The sequence below is a fragment of the Novosphingobium sp. BL-S-33 genome, assembly GCF_056857025.1.
The window spans coordinates 653107-670182 of record NZ_CM166475.1; the positions used below are offsets into that span (position 1 = coordinate 653107).

The following is a 17076-nucleotide window of genomic DNA, read 5'->3' on the forward strand; positions in this document are numbered from 1 at the left end:
ACGCACCAAGGTGGATGGAGAGAACGGCCGCAGCCGCAAGAGTGGAAATCCCTGCGAGCACAGTGAGTGGGCGTTTCAGCGTGACCGGCCTCCGGCCGCCCTTTCCATGGGCGACGCTCTCCTGCACCAGGTCTGGTGAATGCTGAAGATCTGCGGTCCCTCGATCAGGTACCGCCGCCAGAGCCGCTGCGGATTGGCGCAGAGGCGGTAGAGCCATTCGAGCGCCATCTGCTGCATGACAACGGGCGCCCGCTGCTCCTCTCCTGTCAGGAAGTCGAGGCTGGCGCCGATGCAGAAGCCGACGCCGCGTGCTCCGCAGGCCTTGGCCACGCGCCGCGCGACGATCTCCTGCTGCGGCGATCCCACCGCCAGGAACGAATAGCGGGCCTTGGCCTCCACCACGAAGCGCACCGCTCGGGCAAGTTCGCGCGGGTTATGGATGAAGCCCATCGGCGGATTGTAGTGCCGCACGTTGCGTAGGCCGAAGCGCTTCGCGATCTCGTCGATCTTGGCGCTGCTGCCGCCCAGGATGGCAACCGGGTCGTCCGGCGCGATACGCTCGAACAAGGCGGCGGTCAGGTCGCTGCCGGTCACGACCGGGAGATCCCGGCCGACGGTCCGCGCGAGGCGGGACAGGATGCGGCTGTCGCACAGCGTCATCCACGCACCGCGATAGGCGGGCCAGAGATCGGAGCGCTGGAGCTGGAGGCGGACCACGTGATCGACATTGGGCGTGACCACATAAGTAAACCGGGCGGAGGGCGCGCGCCGGATCACGGCGTCGAGCGCGGTTTCCATATCGATGGGCGTGAAGGCCAGTTCGAGAAACTCCACCGGATCGGAGGATTTGCGTATCATCTCCGCTGCCGGTGAAAGCGCGCGGGCGGACGGCTCTGCGGTCTCGAACTCGTGGTGAATGCTGAGCGTGGACATGCGTCACCTCCCCGCCCGTATTATGCAGCGACGCGCTGCCGCGATCTGTTCACCGAACCGCCACCCGCATCGAACCTCCGGAAAATTCGGACCGGGATTTTGCGGCCGGATCTTTCGGCCTGTTTGCCCCTTGAAACCTTGCGAATTCTCCGGGGGGTGAAGACCGAACCACAATCGTACGATTTCATGGCTTTTCCCAAATCGTTAAGGTTTATCCATGATCGCGGGGAAGCCTCAAAACCGGCCGAAAAACCGGTTTGCAGAACCCGTCTGAGACCCGTCAAATACGGGGACGAGGAGGTAAAGTGCCCATCGCAAGCCATCCGATCCTGTCCGCCAGCCGTCCGGTTCACCGGGGCCCCGCCTTCGAGCGGTCCATCGGGTTCGGCATTCTCATGGCGGTACTGGCAGCAAGCACCGCGCCGGTCATGGCGCAGGAAACCGCGCCGGTCTCCACGGCGGCCGTGGGCGCGGCGATGGCCGCCTCCCCCGCCGGTGCAATGACGCCGCGCTACACCATCAATGCCGGCGATTCGCTGGACGTCTTCGTCTGGGGCGAGGATCGCATGCAGCGCCAGGTGCTGGTCCAGCCGGACGGCACGTTCTCGTTTCCACTCGCCGGAACAGTCAAGGCGAGCGGCCGCAACGTCTCCGACATCGCTGCCGAAATCCGGGACCGGATCTCGCTCAATTATCGCGGCACTCCGCCGGACGTGACGGTCTCTGTGCGTGAAACCACCGGCATGCGCTTCTTCGTGGTGGGCAAAGTGCGCACGCCCGGCGGTTTTACCGCGGGCACTGCGCCCAACATTCTTCAGGCGCTCAGCATGGCAGGCGGCACCGCGGACTTCGCGGACGTCAAGAACGCGGTGATCCTTCGCCAGACCCCCCGCGGCGAAGTGGTCGAACCGGTAGCGCTCAACAAGTTGCTAAAGGGGGGACGGGCGATGGAGGCAGGTAAACTTGCCAAGCCGCTGCCGACGCTTTCGAGCGGCGACGTTCTCGTCATTCCGTGAAGGGCCACAGGCATGTTCCCATCATGGCATCCGCCACTGCAATCGTTTCCACGATGGGCCCTGCAATCGGCGTCGCCATGCTGCTGCCGCAGCCTGCCTTCGCCCAGGCACAAGTCTCTCCGGTTACGGATACCGCCCCGATCACTGCCACAGGCACGGCCCAGTCGCCGCCTCATATCGAGTTCGACCTGAGCATGTTCGGGGGGCGTAATCCTTTCCTGATCCCCGGCGAAGATGCCTTCACCGTGGGCGGCGAAGTGGCCGCACGGGGAGGTGCGGGCCTGGACCTTGGCCCCGGCACCCGCCTTCAGGCTGATGGAAACGTAGCCTTCCGGCAGTACAGTCAGGGCTACGGCAATTTCGTCACCGGCGGTGTCGCGCTCGCGCTCGACCATCGGCATAACGAATATCTCTCGCTGCACACCGATGCCTCGTTCGAGCGGATCCTGTCGATCGAGGAACTCACCGACAGCATCGATTCCGCCATCGATCCGCTCAGCCTTCAGGACCGCACGGTCCTTGGGCAGACGGTGACCTGGCACAGCGATGCCCTGACCACGGTGAGCGGGCGGGTCGACTGGAACCGGCTGGTCCCGCACGATTCCCTCCTGCTCGACAAAACATCGGCACTGGGCGCCACGTTCAATGCCCAGCGGCAGATCGACTCGTTGACCACGCTCGGCGCGGTCGGCGTCTTTACCTGGACGAAATCGAAAACCGGCGGCGATCCGAATGCATGGTCCGTCCGGGCCACCGCCTCGCGCCGGATGGGCCATGGCTGGCGCGGCGAGGTCGAACTCGGCATCGCCCAGACGTCTCGCCTCGACACGTTCGGACAGCGCGGAAGCGGCGGCGTGCAATTCGCCGGTTCCGCCCAGCTGTGCCACGAACCGGGCCACGTCAGCGTCTGCATCAACGCCAGCATCGAACCCGTGGTTACCAGTTTCCGCGGCATCCAGCGGGAAAGCGCCGTCGGCGCCACGCTCAGCTGGCGAACCAGCGAATACGGAACCATCACTGCCAGCGCAGACTACCGGCGCACGCCCCAGCTGGGGCCCAATGGCGACATCAACGCAACCCGGCTGTCGGCGCGCTACGACCACAGGCTGGATTCGCGGATGTCGGTATTTGGCGGCGTCGAATATCGCCGAAGGACCGGCATTGGCGGACAACCCGCCGATTCCGCCGTCCTTCAGATCGGCATCACTCTCGGGATACCGCGCCGATGACACTATCGATCAAGCCTCCTGCCCTGCCAAAGACGGACCCTGACGGGCTCGGCATCTACCCGCGTGAGATCGTGGCGATCCTCAGACGGCGCTGGCGATGGTTGATCCCACCCGTCGTAGTGGGCCTGCTGGCGGCAGGCGTGGCGATTGCACTGCGCAATCCGCTCTACCAGTCGAACGCGACGCTGCTGATCGATTCCCCGCAGATCCCGACCACGCTGGTCGCCTCTCCGCTGACCGACATCGCCGATGAGCGGATCGCCAAGATCCGCCAGCAGATCGTCAGCCGGGACAGCCTTGCGCACCTGATCCGAGACAACGACCTCTACCCGGCCCAGCGCGCCAAGCTCGACACGCCCACGTTGCTGGAACTGATGCGCAGCAACATCGGGGTCGATCTTGTCGGCACCAATCAGGGCATCGGCGGCCGGGGCAGCACGATCGCCTTCACGCTATCGTACAAGTACGCCGATCCGCAAAAGGCGCAGGCGATCACCGAGCAACTGACCCAGATGTTCCTGGTGGAAGACAAGCGCTTCCGCACCGAACAGGCGACCGGCACGGCGGCGTTCCTTGAACACCGGTCCGAAGAACTGGAGCGGCAGCTGCGCGATCTGGAAGACAAGCGGCGCGATGTCGAGGCGCGGTATGCCGGTGCGCTTCCGTCCGAGGTGGCGCTCAGTGCGCAGTCCAGCTCCGCCCTCCGCGCCGAGATCTCGCGGACCGATTCCGAAACCCAGGGGATCATCCAGCAGAACGGGCTTCTCGCCTCGCGCCAGCAGGAACTTGATCAGGCACCGCCTGCGGGATCCGAGGGCCTGCGCACGGCCCAGGCGCGGCTTGCGCAGCTTCAGGCCATCCATTCCGACAGCTTTCCGGACGTGATCGCGGCCAAGGCCGAAGTCGAGCGCCAAAAAGTCGTGGCCGCGCAGCAGCCGCAGCAGGCCTCTAACGTCGTGGTCTCGGAAATTGCCGCCGGCCGCAACCGCATCGCGGTGCTGTCCGACCGACGGTCCGAACTGATCCGGACCATGGGTGACATGGACCGCCGCGCCGCCGAGGCGCCCGAGGCGGCCTATCAGCTCAACATGATCGAGCGCGAGTACGACAACCTCAAGCGCCAGTACGACTCGCTTCGCGAGAAGCAGCTCGACGCGCAAGTCGCCGCCAATCTCCAGACCGAAGACAAGGGCGAGCGCTTTACCGTCGTCGATCAGCCCAGCCTGCCGCTCGAACCCTTGGGTGCCAAGCCGCTTGTGCTGATCCTGATGGGACTTGTGGGCGGCATGGGCCTCGGGCTGGCTCTGATCTTCACCTACGAACTGGTCAGCGGCACGATCCATGGCGAGGAAACGCTGACGCGGACGGCGCAGATTCCGGTGCTGGGCGTGGTTCCTGCGCTTCAGCCAGAAGACGCCCTGTTTCCCGCATCCTGCGGTGGATAGAAGCGCGATGGGCCGGCATCAAACCGGCGAGAGGAGCAGCATGATGAACGCGGAAACCAGCGTGGAGCCCACGCTTCGCCTTGCCGAACCGATTGCCACGGGCTCCGGCCGCTGGGTGCTCGATCCCGAGGTGCTCACCCGGAATCACATCGTCGGGTTCGGAGCGATGAGCGATCATTCGCGGCCCTTCTTCATGATCCGCTCGGGCCTGCTGCACCATGCCACGGCGATGCACCAGCGCGTCTTCGCAGTCACGTCCGCACAGGCGGGCAACGGAAAGACGCATATCGCCACGAACCTTGCCGCGACGCTCAGCCGCATCCATCCCACGATCCTGCTGGAACTCGACCTTCACCAGCCCTCGCTCGGGCAAAGGCTGGGCTTGCCGACAGACACGCCCGGCATCGACGACTACCTTTCGGGCGAGGCCACTTGGGAAGACACCGCGATACAGATCGAGGGCTTCGACCTGACCGTGCACCGCGTCCGCCTCGCCCGCGTCAATGCGGGAAGCCTGCTCGCCTCGGCGGCGCTGGCCGACGTCCTGAAGCGGCTGCGCTCTAACAGTAACGGGCCGATCTGCATCGTCGATACGCCGCCCGCACTTATCGGGGACGATCTTGTCCTGATCGCGCGCGGCATCGACGGCGTCCTGCTGGTGGCCGAAGAAGCGCGCAGCCGTAAACGCGACATCATCGATGTGGCGAACGCGCTGAACCCGACGCCGATTGTCGGGACGATCCTCAACAACTCGATCGCCCTTCAGTCCCGTTCCAATTCCTACGGCTACTATTACCAGGACGACCGCGAGGGCAATTCTGCCGGAGCGCCGCTCGCCAACCTTTAGCAGCTCCGTGAAGCGCAGGATGCGGACGAACCGGCAGGGTAGCCCTGCCCGCACGCAAGGGAGGTAAGACGATGACGGGCATGACCCGCGATCAGAAAGCGCGCTGGTTGCACGATCTGCCGGCGCGCAGCGCATTGAAGATCACCAATCAGCGCCATGTCCGTATGTGGCTTGCAGGCAAGCATAGCCAGGCGCTGCACCGCCACAGCGGCGCCCTGCGCAGCCTTTCCGCCGCCGATGCCCGGATCGTTGCCGCGCTGGACACCCACGGCGTTTATATGACGACGCTGGAGGAGTTGAGCTTACCCGGTTCGCAGGCCCTGCTCGCACAGGCCGGAGAACTGGCGAGCGCTTTCGCCGAAGAGGCGCGGGCTCTGGCAAGCCAGGGCACGGAATTCATCATCGTGCCGCCCAGCGACATCGTTCGCAATCCGTGGATTTACCGCTGGGGCGTGCAGGAGCGGCTGCTCAACATCGCGGAGGCCTATCTTGGCCTGCCGGTCGCCTATGACGGGGTGGCCATCAATTACACCGTCGCCGACGGCCGCGCGATTTCCACGCGCAAATGGCACCGCGACTGGGAAGACCGCCGCATGCTCAAGGTCGCGGTCTATCTGCACGACGTGGATACCGATGGCGGTCCGTTCGAGCTGATCGCGCGCGCGGACACGCTGCAAAACGACCGCGACGGCTTCACGTACGAACTGGCCGACGATGCCGAGCTGGAACGCCGGTTGGGCGCCTCGTTCCAGAACGATATCGTCAGCTGCGTGGGCCCGCGTGGGACCGTGGTGTTCTCCGACACGGCGCGCTTCTTTCATCGCGGTAAACCCGCCACCCGGCGTGATCGCGCGGCGCTGTTCTACAGCTATTTCGCCAATCCGCCGCGCCATCCGTTTCTGTGCGAACGCACGGGACTGTCGCGCAAGGATATCGCGCAGATGGCACGTTTCCTTCCTCCCCGGCAGCGCAAGGCGGCGCTCTGGCGGCGGCAACTCTCGCTGCTTCTGCGGATGATACCGCCCGCGGGACTGTAAGGATTTTCGCGGCTCAGACCTGTTTCACCGAGTTGCCCGCTTCGTCAGATGTCCCCCCACTGACGGAGCGGGCAATACCCTAGGAAGACCTGCTAGACGAACGGAGCGAGCAGCGCCGCAAGCCCGGCCGCGCAGCGATCCGGAGCATGGTCTTGCAAGACCCGCTCCCGCCCGCGTTCGCCCATCGCTCCAAGCACATCGGCAGGCGCATCGAGCGCCGCGTCCAGCGCCGCAGCGATTGCATCGACCGATCCCGAAGGCACCAGCCAGCCCACATTGTGATCCACCAGCTCGGGAATGCCCGCGATGGCGGTGGCGATCACCGGGCGGCGAAGCGCCATCGCTTCCATCAGGACCACCGGGAGCCCTTCGGCAAAGCTGGGCAGCACGAACGCGCGTGCGGCGGAAAGCGCGGTCCGGATCTCCTCCGGACCAGCCCAGCCGAGCAGGCGTATGCTGTCGCCCAGCCCGAGCCGGGCGATCTGCCGCTCGATAGCCGCGCGGTCCTCGCCGTCGCCCAGCACGTCGAGCGCGATGGGGCGCCTGGCCGCGACACGGCCGACCGCCTCGATCAGCAGCGGCAATCCCTTCTGCGCGCTGAGCCGCGCCACGCAGACAAAACGCGAGGCATCGCCGGGCGGCACAGTCTCGATGTCGCCGAAGAACGGCGCATCCGGCGCGCAGTGCACCACTTGAATGCGGTTCCAGTGCTCGGGATCGGACCATCGCATCAACTGCCCCCGCCCGAAGCTGGACACCGCCGCCACGAAAGCCGCATCGGCAATCTTGCCCGGCAAGTCGAGGGCAAGCGGGGAATCGAACTCGTCAGGGCCGTGAACGGTAAAGCTGTAGGTCACCGGCGCCAGCTGCGCGACAAGGCGCGCAACCATGGCCGGATTGGTGCCGAAGTGCACATGGAGATGCCGCGTCCCCTCGCGCTCGAGTTGCCGCGCCAACAGCGCCGCCTCGGCAAAATAGGCGCAGGCCCTCAGACGGTTGCCGGGGCCGGATGTCCGCAAGGACAGCCGCAGCGCCCGCCATGCCGCACCGGGCCGTGAGGCCAAACAGGCCGCAACCGCACCGGCAAGGTCCGCCGCATTGTCCAGCAGCGAGGTCGTGAGCCCGGCTTCGGCGCGATCCTCCTGCCCCACCAGCGGCTGGTCCGACCGGCGCACGGTGAAGCGGCTGACCGCAAAGCCCTGCCGCTCAAGCGCGGCGATCTCGGTGCGGATGAAACTGTGGCTGATCTTGGGGTAGACGTTCGTCAGGTACGCGACCCGCCGCGTTCCTGCTGCCTGAGCGGAGGCTGTACCATGGACGGCCTGCGCCTGTGCTCGCCGCTCCGCCGCTCCCCCTGTATCGCCGCGCCGTCGCGGCAGGATGAAGGGGCCGGATGCCGCGCTGCCTGCAATCTCGATCATGGCTCACATTATGCGGCAGCGGGACGCTTCGCGGCATTGCGACTTTTCCCAATGAGTTTTGGCCTGTGTTGCGTGGGTGGGCCCTCGCCCGGATGCGCGTACGCGCGCGTCATGAGACCCTTCGGGGATGAGTGGAGACTTGCCTTGACGGTCCTGCGCGCCTCGCGAAACCGCAGACAGGGATCCTGCCGGTCCGGCCGACAGGCCGCCGTGGTGCGGCCGTGAACGACGCTTCCCACACGGCCTTCTCGCCCACCTCCGACAGGCCCTTCACTTCGGCGACCTCCCGGCGCACGCTGTCATGGCGGCCCGCGCGCAGGCTGCTCGACCGGTTGCTCGGCAATGGCCAGCCTGACATTACCAAGGCCGCGTTCGAACGCTGGCAGATTGCCCCCCGCAGCTGCATCGAAGTGCGCAGCGCGAAAGTCCTACCAGGCCAACTGGAGCGGATTTCCGGCGCCGAATGCGGCACCGTCAAGGAAGCGATGCGCCACTTCAAGGGCGGCTTCGATGTGATCGCGGCGCCAACCATGGGCTATTGCATCAGGGATGTGCTGCTCCACAACGGCGTACTCCATGCGCGTGGTGCCATTCGCCGGCTTCGCCCCGGCACGCGCTTCGCACCGCTTGCCTCCGCCCCGCGCGAGACCGGCCGCCTTGCCCTCTACGAAAGCGGGCCGGGCAATCTCCGCTTCGGTTGCTGGCTGGGCGACGATTGCCTGACCTACCGGCTTGCCGAAGAAGCGGGCGTGCCTTTCACGACTGCGCTGTCATCGCCGGGCAAATTCGGCCGCCACATGTTCGAATACGAAAGCGCGCTCGGCATGCTTCCCGCCAGAGCCGCCGCGATCCACTGCAACGAACTCGTGCTGTTCAATGACGAGACCGACAACGAACACAAGCGCGCCCGTGCCGACGAGCTACGGCGGCGGCTGGTGCGCCGCCCGGTAGGGTCCCATCCCGGCGTCTTCCTCCTGCAGGAGCGCGCTAACCGGGCTGGGCCCCACGCACTGCTCAACGAGCTGAACATCGCCGAGCATCTTGCGGTGCGGCACGGCTTCCGCGTGCTCGACCCGAGCCGGGTGGATATTGCCCAGATCGCCCGCGCCTGTGGCGGTGCCGAAGTGATTGCCGGAGTCGAGGGCGATCATCTCGTTCACGGGCTGATGATGATGCCCGCCGATGCCCGCGCGCTGGTGATCCAGCCGCAGACGGGCGTGAATTCCACACTGAAGCGGCTCACCGACCGGCAAGGGCAGGACTATGCGCTGGTCGTCGCGAAAGGAGCCAACAATGGCTTTATTGCCGACATCGACGATGTCGAGCGGACGCTCGATCTTGTCTGACCCTTTGCAGAGCATCGATGGCCGCAGCACCGGCCGCTGGCGAGACGGTTTTCACGCCGTGGTTCGGGCGCGTGCCATGCTCCTTGGCGCCGTCATGGCGCTGGCTCCAGGTGCCACGGTTCCGGTTGCCGGGCTTGCTTTCCAGCCGGCCTCGCCCGCTGCGGCCCTGCTGACGAAAACCCGCGCGGTCCCCGCGCTGACCATGCCCACGGCCGGCTTGCCGCCCCCTGCAACCGACGCCCAGGCGCAACTCGCACGAACCGTGAATGCCGCGATTCCATTGGCACAGGGCGCTCTGTTCCCGGCCCAGCCGTTCTATCTCGACAGCTCGTTCGCGGACCGTTCGCGCGCGCTCGATTGCCTTGCGGCAGCGGACTTCTACGAAGCCGGAGGGGATCCGGCGGACCAGCGGGCGGTGGCGCAAGTGGTGCTCAACCGTGTACGCCACGCCGCATTCCCATCCACGATCTGCGGCGTCGTATTCGAAGGCGCCGACCGTCCGACAGGCTGCCAGTTCACCTTTACCTGCGACGGCTCACTGTTCCGCAGGCGGCCCACTCCTGCCGCCTGGCAGGACGCGCGGCGCGTGGCGGCGGAGATGCTGCTGGGGCGCGTGGAGGCCACCGTCGGGCAGGCCACGCACTATCACACCGACTGGGTGAGCCCGGTCTGGGACCGCACGATGGACAAGCTGGCGGTGGTCAAGACCCACCTCTTCTTCCGCTGGCACGGCGCGAGCGGCGCCCCCACTTTCGGCAAGCACTATGCCGGAAGCGAACCGCGCATCGCGCTGCTGGCGCCGCTGTCTCAGGCGCACGCGGTCGATGGCCCGCTTGACGGAGGACAGCCGGCTTCCGCATCCGCACTGGCCGCCGTTGCCACGGCCGGCGTACCCTCGCCGCTCGCGTCCGCTCCACAAGCTCCGGCCCCATCGTTGCAGGATCAGGGCATTTTCCTTGTCACGCTTCCCGCCGGGGCCTCCCCCGACAGTTTCCGGCGCATTGCCGAGCAGCGCTGCGCGGGATTTGCCGATTGCCGCTTCGTCGGGTGGACCGACTCTTCGCGCCGCGCCAACACGTTGCCGCTGCCCGGCAATTCGGTGGACGCCATCTCCTTTACATTCGTACGACACTCAAATGACAAGGCCGTGCGGGTGCAGTGGAATTGTAGCGAGTTTCCCCGGGTAAACACGGAGGAATGCCTGCAACGCGCCACTTGAGCGCGTTTGCGGCCCGTCAAAGTTCGCATCTTGATATATCTTCAAGTGCTTTACCGGATCCCGTGACCGCTCCCGGAACGAAAGCACCGCGCGCGGGAATCCATCCTCCCTGAAAACCTGTACTGGCAATGCAGACTGACGCCGCCCGGCACCGCGCGATAGTCTCTTTCCATGTTCCGTTCATAGATGGGGGCGGCAATGGAATTGCAGAAAGCCACTACTGGCGAGCCCCTTTCGCTTAGCGAATATGAGGCTGAAGACACCGGCAGCCCTGTTGCCGAGCGGACCGTCGTCAAGAAACGACGGGCCCCACCGGTCGATCTGGACGACGCGCCGGTAACGCGCCCGTTCCTGCCGCCGCTCAACGAATTCGTGCCCTATCTCGAAGGGATCTGGGCCAATCGCTGGCTGACCAATGCCGGGCCGTTCCATCAGCAGTTCGAGGAAGAGCTTGCCGCCTATCTCGGCGTCGAGCATGTCGCCTTGACCTCGAACGGGACGGCAGCACTGGAGCTGGTGCTGCGGGCGCTCGACCTGAAGGGCGAGGTCATCACCACGCCTTTCACGTTCGTCGCCACCACCCATGCGATCCAGTCGTGCAACTTGCGGCCGGTCTTCGTGGATATCGATCCCAAAACGGGCAATCTCGATCCCGAACTGATCGAACAGGCCATCACCAGTGAAACTTGCGCCATCTTGCCGGTCCATTGTTTCGGCCACCCTTGCGGGACCGAGCGCATTGCCGAAATCGCGGCGACCCACGGCCTGAAGACGCTCTACGACGGCGCCCACGCCTTCAACGTCCGCCGCGACGGGAAGAGCCTGCTGACGGCGGGTGACGCCACCTGCCTCAGCTTCCATGCGACCAAGGTCTTCAATACCTTCGAAGGCGGCGCGATCATTTGTGACGCGCCCCTGAAGGCGCGGATCGCGCAGCTTCGCAATTTCGGCTTCTCCAATGCAACCTCGGTCGACGCGGTGGGCACCAATGCCAAGATGAGCGAGTTCCAGGCCGCGTTCGGCCTGCTCCAGCTCAAGTATGCAGACGAAGTGATCGCCCGGCGCGGCGCCATCTCGGCGCGCTATACTGCGGGCATCCGGGATATCGCGGGCATCGACCTGTTCCAGCCCGAACCCGGCTGGCAGCTCAACCATTCCTATTACCCGATGCTGCTTGCGGACCATCTGGCGGACCGCCGCGAAGAGCTTTGCGAGCGTCTGCGGGCCAGGGGCATCCATGCGCGGGCCTATTTCTGGCCGCTGGTGAGCGATCATTCGGTCTACCGCGACTTGCCGTCCGCCCGCGCGGACATGCCGGTCGCCCGCAGTTTTGCCCGCAGGATCCTGTGCCTGCCGCTCTATCCCGACCTTGCCCCGCGCCATATCGAAACGGCGATCGGCATCATCCGGGATTTCTGCGCGAGCGACGCCTGAGGAAGGACCGGACGGATGTTAACGGAATGACCGTGCAGTTGCCCTCCCCTCAATTCCCGCAGCCCGGCCTGGGGAATAGGAAGACTCCGTCAGAGCCGGAAGCCCCGAAGCTCAACATTCTGCTGATCGCCGAGAACGTATCGCGCAATCTCAGCGGCGAAACGATCCTGCCCTATTACTACCTCCAGCACTTCCTTGCGCTGGGGCACGATGTCAGAATCATTTGCCACGAGCGCGTTCGCGAACAACTTGCGGAAGACCTCGACCCGGCGATGTTCGCGCGGTTTTCCTTCGTCAGTGATCACTTCCTGCAACGCATCCTGTTCCGCATCGGCCGGATCTTTCCGCACCGCGTGGAGGATCTCGTCTTCAACCAGTTGATCCACTTGATTACCCAGCAGCGCATCCGGCGGATGGCTCGGGGGCGAGTGGCGCAAGGCACTGTCGACGTGGTTTTCGAGCCCGCGCCGATCGCGGCCCGGGCCGTCAGTTTCATGTACGATCTGGGCGCTCCGGTGGTGATCGGCCCGATGAGCGGCGGCATGGACCTGCCGCCCGCCTTCCGGCACATGGATGGCCCGCTGGTGCGCATGGCGATCTCCGGCACGCGCAGCGCCACGGGGCTGCTCCACCGGCTGATCCCCGGCAAGCGCAAGGCCGCCGTGCTGTTGGTCGCCAACGAGCAGACGCGCGCGGCCCTGCCGAGCGGCGTCTCCGGGCAGATCCGCGAAGTGATGGAGAGCGCGGTCGACCTCGGCCGCTGGCAGCCGCGCGGCGCCGATCCCGCGCTGGGCGGCAAGATGTCCTTCATCTTCTGCGGCCGGTTCGTGGACTGGAAAGGCATCTCCTATCTGGTGCGTGCTTTCGCGCCGCTTGCCCGCACGGGCGGCGTCCGTTTGGACCTTGTCGGCGACGGGGAGCTTTACGGCGAGATCGAGGAACTGGTGCGCACGGAAGGCCTTGCCGACAGCGTGGTGATGCATGGCCGCGTTCCGCTCGAACGCTACATGGAACTGCTGCTGGACGCCGGCGCCTTCGTATCGCCCTCGCTGAGGGAATGCGGCGGTATCGCGATGATGGAGGCCATGGCCATTGGCGTTCCCGTGATCGCCGCCGACTGGGGCGGCGCCGCCCAATATGCAAGCCGCGACTGCGCGATCCTGGTGCCGCCTTCGTCGAAGAGCGACTTCGTGGACGGGCTCACCGCCGCCATGCGCCGCCTTGCCAATTCACCTGAACTGCGCCGCGATCTGGGCCATGCCGGCCGCCGTCACCTCGAACGCGAAGGGCACGACTGGGCGGTTAAGGCACGCACAATCGCAGGGATATTGCAGGACGTTTCCCAACCGCACCGCGGCGCGCCGGTCATGGCCGGATAGCGCCGTCACACAGGATCTTGCGAAAGCCAGCCCATGGAACAGACCGACAGACCCGACATCGTCTTCTACGCGCGGCAGCTCTATAACGGAGGTGTCGACCGGGTGGTGTTCAACCTTGCCGAGGAGTTCCTGGCGCGCGGCATCCACCCAGTGATCCTGGTCGATCTCGACAATCCGTGGTCGCCGTTCCGCACCCTCATTCCCGAGGGCGTGACCTACGAAGTGCTCGACGCAAAGGGCCCCATCGCGCGGGTGACCAAGCTGCGCGCCTATTTGCGCCGGACCCGGCCGCAGGCGGTGATGTGCACGGGCTTCGGCTTTCCTAACCTCGTCGCCATTCTGGTGCGGTGGATCGCGGGCTTCCACTTCCGCCTGATGCTGACCGAGCATTGCTTCCCCTCGGTCGATCTTGACGAAGCGCGCCCCTGGCAATCGCGGTATTGGTTCTTCCGGCTGGCCCACCTGTTCTATCCGCGCGCGGATACCATCGTCGCAGTGTCCAAGGGCACGGCGCTGGATCTTGCCAAAGTGATCGACATCGATCCGGGCACGATCACCTGTATCTACAACCCGATCGTCAGCGACGGGTTGATCGAATCCGGTCAGGCGCCGGTTGACCATCCGTGGTTCCGCGATCCCGACGTGCCGATTGTCATGGGCGTCGGCCGCCTTGAGCATCAGAAGGATTTCGGCACGCTCATCACCGCCTTCGCGACAGTCCGCAAGCAGATGCGCTGCCGCCTCATCATCCTGGGCGACGGTTCGGAGCGCCCGATGCTGACCGATCTGGTAAATCGCCTCGGCCTCTCGGAAGACGTGTCGATGCCCGGCTTCGCGCCCAATCCCCATGCCTATACCGCCAAGGCCAGCCTTTTCGTGCTGTCCTCGCGGTTCGAGAGCCTGGCCAATGTGGTGATCGAGGCGATGGCGCTGGGCACGCCCGTAATCGCCACCGACTGCCCTTCCGGCCCTGCCGAAGCGCTGGACCATGGCCGATTCGGCAAGCTGGTGAACGTGGAAGACCCGGATATGCTGGCAGACGCCATGCTCGATGTGCTGAACAAGCGCCCCGCGCCGGTGCCGACCAGTTGGCTGGAGCAGTTCACCACCCGGGTTTCGGCCAATCGCTATCTTGAGTTGCTGACACCCGCGCCCGGATGTTGACGGTCCAGAGCCACGCCAAGCTTGCCCAGCTGACCTCGCTGCGTTTCTTCGCGGCGCTGCTGGTTCTGCTTTCGCATCTGGTCTTCTTCGAACAGAGCCGTAGCCCCGCCTTGCGGGGCCTTTATGAGGTGTTCCTGCGGCAAGGCGCCTGCGGCGTCACCTTTTTCTTCATCCTCTCCGGCTTCATCCTGACCCACGCCTATGAGCGCGCGCTGAAAACCGGCGAGGTTTCGGTGGCGACTTATCTCTATCGGCGTCTGGCGAGGATCTTTCCGCTCCATCTGGCGGTCGGACTGGCGTTTATCGGCTATCTGGTGCTGAAGAATGACTTGCCGCCGACACCCGCGATCTGGCTCAACCTCGCGCTGCTGCACAGCTGGTTTCCCGAGCCGCTGATCCACTATTCATTGAACGGCCCTTCCTGGACACTGTCCAATGAGCTGTTCTTCTACACGCTGTTTCCCTGGCTGGTGAAGATGAGCCCCAAGACGATGCGGAGCGTGTTCATCGGCGGGATCGCCGTAATCGCGGCAGGCGCCAGCGTCGCGTCCATGCAGGTCCACGGTTACTCGCCTTTCGTCGACTGGCTGTTCTACGTCTTCCCCTTGACCCGTCTGTTCGAATTCCTCGCGGGCATCCTGCTCTACCGCGCATGGCAGCAAGGCATGGGAAGACGCTGGGCAACCGGCCCGACCGAGGCCCTACTGGTTGCGACGGTGCTGGCCACGATGTTCGCGGTCGACTGGTTCGCGGTGCCGCTGGCGTTCCGCTACCAGCTCGTGTTCGTGCCGCCGATGGCGGCACTGATCCTCATTTTCGCGCATGGCCGGGGCGCTCTGTCCGGCATGTTGCACAATCCCGTGCTGCAACTTCTGGGCGAGGCATCGTTCGCGCTCTACCTCGTGCATCGGCCGCTCATGACATTCATGGAGCGCTGGGCCAGCGGCACCGCGGCGGGCGATCTGGCACTGGCCGCGGCGATGCTACTGCTGGCGCTGACGGCCGCGATACTGACTTACCTGCTGTTCGACCGTCCGGTAGAGCGCTGGCTCCGGCGCCGCAGCAAGAGCGCGGTCCGGCGCGATCCCCTCGCCGCCCAATAGTTGAGCCGCGCGAGACACTCGGTCTGCCGCTTGCCGTGCCCAGCGGCCATTGACGATTCCCCCACCGCCCCTAAAGCATCAGGCATTGCATTTGCTCTGATCCGCGCAAGGAGCGCAAATCCGTCGATGTTCGACCTCCAGTTCTCGACCTCGCCCGGGTCGGATCCCATCCACCAGAAGATCGATGCCGGCGACGAAGCCGCCGCCCATGCCGCCGCCAAGCGCGTAATCGCACAGGCGCTGGGCAAGCCGGACGCTTTCGTGCACCTTGACGGAACGGGCACTTTTCGGGCGGGCGCCGGTTACTGGAGCCGGTCCGGCCGCTTTTCGATCACGCCGAGCCGGGCAACCCGCTGAAGAGCCCAAGGCGCAGCGCATCCGCGCGGCGCCTTGTAAATTCACCCCTACGCAAAAGCCCGTCCCAAGGCTGCCATGCGGAGGCGAACAAGCTCGGCCACTTGCGGGGCGTTCTGGGCAACGCCGAAGCCATGATAGGCGCCCGGAATCACGTGCAGTTCGACCGGCGTTCCCACCCGCATCAATCTGCGGGCGAATTCCATGTCTTCTTCCAGAAACAGATCCAGCGCGCCCACCGAAATGAAGGTGGGCGGCAATCCGGTCAGGTCTTTCGTTCTGGCGGGGACAGCTGCCTCCGGCACGTCATCGCCGCCGGCCTCGCGGCCCAGCAATGCCGACCATCCGAAGTGGTTTTTCTTCGGTGTCCAGACGAATTCGCCGCAATAGGGATTGAGATCGTTTCCGGCGACCGTGCGGTCGTCCAGCATGGGGGCGTCGAGCAGCAGGAAGCGAATCGCCGGCCCGTTTTCATTGCGGGCGTGAATGGCCAGCGCAGCGGCATGGCCGCCGCCCGCGCTTTCGCCTGAAACCGCGATACGGTCCCTGTCTATGCCGAATTCGTCCGCATTGTCGGCCAGCCAGCGGAGCGCGACGTAGCAATCCTCCAGCGCGCCGGGCCAGACCGTTTCCGGCGCGAGGCGATAGTCCACCGATACGACCACGCAGCCCGTCGCCAGCGCCGTGGAGCGGTTGGAGATGTCGCTCATGTCGGCATCGCCCAGCACATAGCCGCCGCCATGAATGTGCAGCATGGCCGGGCGCAAGGCCTTGTCCGTCTGGGGAGGATCGTAACGAAGCACCCGCACGTCCGGTGCATCGCTCCCGCTCGGGATGCGATGCTCGCTTCGCGAAACGACGGCCAGCTTTTCCGGCAGCGGCTGCATTTCCCGCGAGGCGAAAGGTTGGCGAAACTGCGCCATGCCCGCGCCGAAATCGACGTCGGGCATCACATCGAGCCCGATCAGGAGTTCAGGCGCCACCAGCTTCCGGCTGCTCTCATGCATCGTCGATTGACCTCAATTGTCCTGTCGTCCGCGTCTGATGGCCCGCCCCGTTGCCGGTGCCAACCAAGATCGGCCGCCAGTGGGCAGGCATCGCACCACCGGCGAACACCACGCAATCACGCTCTGTTTGCCGCATTGTCCG

At 65.4% G+C, this 17076-nt stretch carries 15 protein-coding genes; 12 read left to right on the forward strand and 3 right to left on the reverse strand.

From position 1 onward, the window contains the following. Nucleotides 1-75: 75 nt before the first annotated feature. Nucleotides 76-933: a WecB/TagA/CpsF family glycosyltransferase gene (locus AC1VVM_RS19620; RefSeq protein ID WP_482957156.1), complete on the reverse strand. Its 858-nt coding sequence runs from the start codon at nt 931-933 to the stop codon at nt 76-78. 305 nt (nt 934-1238) lie between these two features. Here AC1VVM_RS19620 and AC1VVM_RS19625 point away from each other — a divergent pair, with 305 nt between their 5' ends. The 5 genes from AC1VVM_RS19625 (at nt 1239) to AC1VVM_RS19645 (ending at nt 6507) form a co-directional block, all read left to right on the forward strand. Continuing rightward, a complete protein-coding gene (locus AC1VVM_RS19625; protein ID WP_482957157.1) occupies nt 1239-1949 on the forward strand; it encodes a polysaccharide biosynthesis/export family protein in 711 nt (236 codons plus the stop codon). Between the two features lie 23 nt (nt 1950-1972). Then, complete coding sequence (locus AC1VVM_RS19630; RefSeq protein ID WP_482957158.1) at nt 1973-3178, forward strand: hypothetical protein; 1206 nt, start codon at nt 1973-1975, stop codon at nt 3176-3178. Then, on the forward strand, nt 3175-4623 hold the full coding sequence (locus tag AC1VVM_RS19635) for a GumC family protein (RefSeq protein ID WP_482957159.1): 1449 nt from the start codon (nt 3175-3177) through the stop codon (nt 4621-4623). The genes AC1VVM_RS19630 and AC1VVM_RS19635 overlap by 4 nt, the downstream gene beginning before the upstream one ends. Before the next feature lie 40 nt (nt 4624-4663). Beyond that, nucleotides 4664-5470: a CpsD/CapB family tyrosine-protein kinase gene (locus AC1VVM_RS19640; RefSeq protein WP_482957160.1), complete on the forward strand. Its 807-nt coding sequence runs from the start codon at nt 4664-4666 to the stop codon at nt 5468-5470. A gap of 71 nt (nt 5471-5541) precedes the next feature. Then, nucleotides 5542-6507, forward strand: a complete 966-nt coding sequence (locus tag AC1VVM_RS19645) for a phytanoyl-CoA dioxygenase family protein (RefSeq protein ID WP_482957161.1) — start codon at nt 5542-5544, stop codon at nt 6505-6507. Nucleotides 6508-6599: 92 nt separating this feature from the next. Here the strand turns inward: AC1VVM_RS19645 and AC1VVM_RS19650 are convergent, their stop codons facing one another. Beyond that, nucleotides 6600-7928, reverse strand: a complete 1329-nt coding sequence (locus AC1VVM_RS19650; RefSeq protein ID WP_482957162.1) for a glycosyltransferase — start codon at nt 7926-7928, stop codon at nt 6600-6602. Between the two features lie 221 nt (nt 7929-8149). On the opposite strand from AC1VVM_RS19650, the gene AC1VVM_RS19655 reads away from it, so the two are divergent. The 7 genes from AC1VVM_RS19655 (at nt 8150) to AC1VVM_RS19685 (ending at nt 15930) form a co-directional block, all read left to right on the forward strand. Continuing rightward, nucleotides 8150-9274: a glycosyltransferase 61 family protein gene (locus tag AC1VVM_RS19655; RefSeq protein WP_482957163.1), complete on the forward strand. Its 1125-nt coding sequence runs from the start codon at nt 8150-8152 to the stop codon at nt 9272-9274. Continuing rightward, a complete protein-coding gene (locus AC1VVM_RS19660) occupies nt 9267-10493 on the forward strand; it encodes a cell wall hydrolase (protein WP_482957164.1) in 1227 nt (408 codons plus the stop codon). Before AC1VVM_RS19655 ends, AC1VVM_RS19660 begins: the two co-directional genes overlap by 8 nt. A gap of 198 nt (nt 10494-10691) precedes the next feature. Beyond that, nucleotides 10692-11927 carry a DegT/DnrJ/EryC1/StrS family aminotransferase gene (locus AC1VVM_RS19665; protein WP_482905459.1) on the forward strand — a complete coding sequence of 412 codons (1236 nt, stop codon included), beginning with the start codon at nt 10692-10694 and terminating at the stop codon, nt 11925-11927. Nucleotides 11928-11953: 26 nt separating this feature from the next. Then, nucleotides 11954-13306 (forward strand): glycosyltransferase family 4 protein, encoded by a 1353-nt coding sequence (locus AC1VVM_RS19670; RefSeq protein WP_482905460.1) that lies wholly within the window; start codon nt 11954-11956, stop codon nt 13304-13306. Between the two features lie 33 nt (nt 13307-13339). Beyond that, nucleotides 13340-14470: a glycosyltransferase gene (locus AC1VVM_RS19675; RefSeq protein WP_482905461.1), complete on the forward strand. Its 1131-nt coding sequence runs from the start codon at nt 13340-13342 to the stop codon at nt 14468-14470. Then, nucleotides 14464-15573, forward strand: coding sequence for an acyltransferase family protein (locus AC1VVM_RS19680; RefSeq protein ID WP_482905462.1), 1110 nt, complete (start codon nt 14464-14466; stop codon nt 15571-15573). The genes AC1VVM_RS19675 and AC1VVM_RS19680 overlap by 7 nt, the downstream gene beginning before the upstream one ends. Before the next feature lie 126 nt (nt 15574-15699). Continuing rightward, nucleotides 15700-15930 (forward strand): hypothetical protein, encoded by a 231-nt coding sequence (locus AC1VVM_RS19685; RefSeq protein WP_132386234.1) that lies wholly within the window; start codon nt 15700-15702, stop codon nt 15928-15930. Nucleotides 15931-15977: 47 nt separating this feature from the next. On the opposite strand, the gene AC1VVM_RS19690 is transcribed toward AC1VVM_RS19685, so the two are convergent. Continuing rightward, on the reverse strand, nt 15978-16934 hold the full coding sequence (locus AC1VVM_RS19690; RefSeq protein ID WP_482957165.1) for an alpha/beta hydrolase: 957 nt from the start codon (nt 16932-16934) through the stop codon (nt 15978-15980). Nucleotides 16935-17076 lie beyond the last annotated feature (142 nt).